The organism is Mesorhizobium sp. M2E.F.Ca.ET.219.01.1.1 (genome assembly GCF_004016445.2).
GTDB lineage: Bacteria > Pseudomonadota > Alphaproteobacteria > Rhizobiales > Rhizobiaceae > Mesorhizobium.
The window spans coordinates 1-1,576 of the sequence record NZ_SADT02000023.1 but is presented as its reverse complement, the minus strand read 5'-3'; the positions used below and the strand labels follow the sequence as shown (position 1 = coordinate 1,576).

General features: G+C 58.1%; 1 pseudogene. It reads right to left on the bottom strand.

Features of this window, described 5'->3' with window-relative positions:
- Positions 1-121 precede the first annotated feature (121 nt).
- Positions 122-774, bottom strand: a pseudogene (locus EN862_RS34705) (leucine zipper domain-containing protein); the annotation flags it as partial.
- Positions 775-1,576 lie beyond the last annotated feature (802 nt).

Below are 1,576 nucleotides of genomic sequence, written 5' to 3'. Positions count from 1 at the left end.
TTTCCCTTGCCGGTGGAAGCCGCCTGGTTCGACGACTTGACCAACGTCACGCAGCAAGGGCATGCTGACGAACAGAGAGACCTTGACTGCAGGCTCCATTTCGTTCCGCGCTTAGGACGTTGTCGGTCATGACGCGGGCTATTGTGACGCCGAGGCTGGCGTAGCAGGCCACCGCCGCCTTGAGGAAGGCGATGGCGCGTTCTTCTTTCTCGTCGGGCAGGATTTGCGAGAAGGCGATGCGGGACGCGTCGTCGATGCAGACGTGGACGAACTCCCAGCCGGCGCCGCGCGACTTGCCTTTTTGCGGCTCGCCGGTGATGCGATGGCCGACTTGGCTGAAGCGGCCGAGCTTCTTTGATGTCGATATGGATCATCTCGCCTGGGTTCTCCCGCTCGTAGCGCCGGACCGGTTCGGCCGGCTCGCTATCGCTTAGCCGCGACAGCCCGGCACGCTTGAGAACCCGGCTGACGGTGGCGGGCGAGACGCCGACCTCATGGGCGATGTGCTTGCCGGTCCAACGTTGCCGCCGCAGCGCCATGATGCGCTCGGCGATCAACGCAGCGGTGGCCTGTGACATATGGGCGGGCCGCGAGGAACGGTCGATCATGCCGGCCCGCCCTTCAGCCTTATAGCGCTCGACCCAGCGCGCCACGATCTTGGCCGACGCCATAGACCCGCGCCGCATGGGCTTTGGAAAAAGCGCCCTCTATCACCGACAGCGCCATCTCCTCTCGACGCAGCGGTGTGAGACGGGCATTCTTGTGGATGTTCATTCGGACCCTCCGATAGATGCTGAAGCGTGGTAACTCCAGTCTCCTCGGTCCGGTCCGAATGGACAACCTCCCGAAAGCTCACAGCTAGCAAGAGTCTTTGGTGATGCTCGGATGCCGAGTCCACCACCACTGAGAGCCCAATAGACATTATTGTGGTGGGCGTTTGAATTGGCACTAGATATGGACCCACGAGAACTTGGAACGTTGAATACGACGGTCGCCTCTCATGCGGAGACACCTATGTTCGGAAGAAGACACACGAATGGTCAAGTGTTCCGGTAGCGCGGCGCGAAACACAGTGTCCGCCACTTGCTCGGACAACTTCTTCGGTGGCATGCGGATTGCAAGGGGGATGGTGAAGCGAAGGTCAGCGCATCACAACCTCGCCGTTCTGTTAATTGCTCCGCCTCAAGTGCAAATAGGCGTTCTCAACGTGTAAATTCTTTATGAAACTTGGCTTGTTGGAGCTACGCGGTATCGAAACCGGTAGAACAGTGCACCAGCAAAATGGAGTGGCTTCTTAACTGTTAAGCAGGCGCGTTGTTGATCGAGCTGCAGCAGGAGTTTGACGTCTCCTAATTCCATCTGCCAGCACATGGCCCTGGCTTCGCTTGAGACTATTGTGGGTAACAAGGCTCGCCCCGAGGTAGAAAAGCAGCCGTAGACTTTATTCGAAAAGAAGCGGATATATTGGAGTATACCTCAGTGCGAGCCATATCTGAACTCGCCGAATTCGTTAGCAGCTATCCAGCAAGTGCACTGCCTGCGGCGACACGGCGTACAATTTCGTTGCTCATTTTAG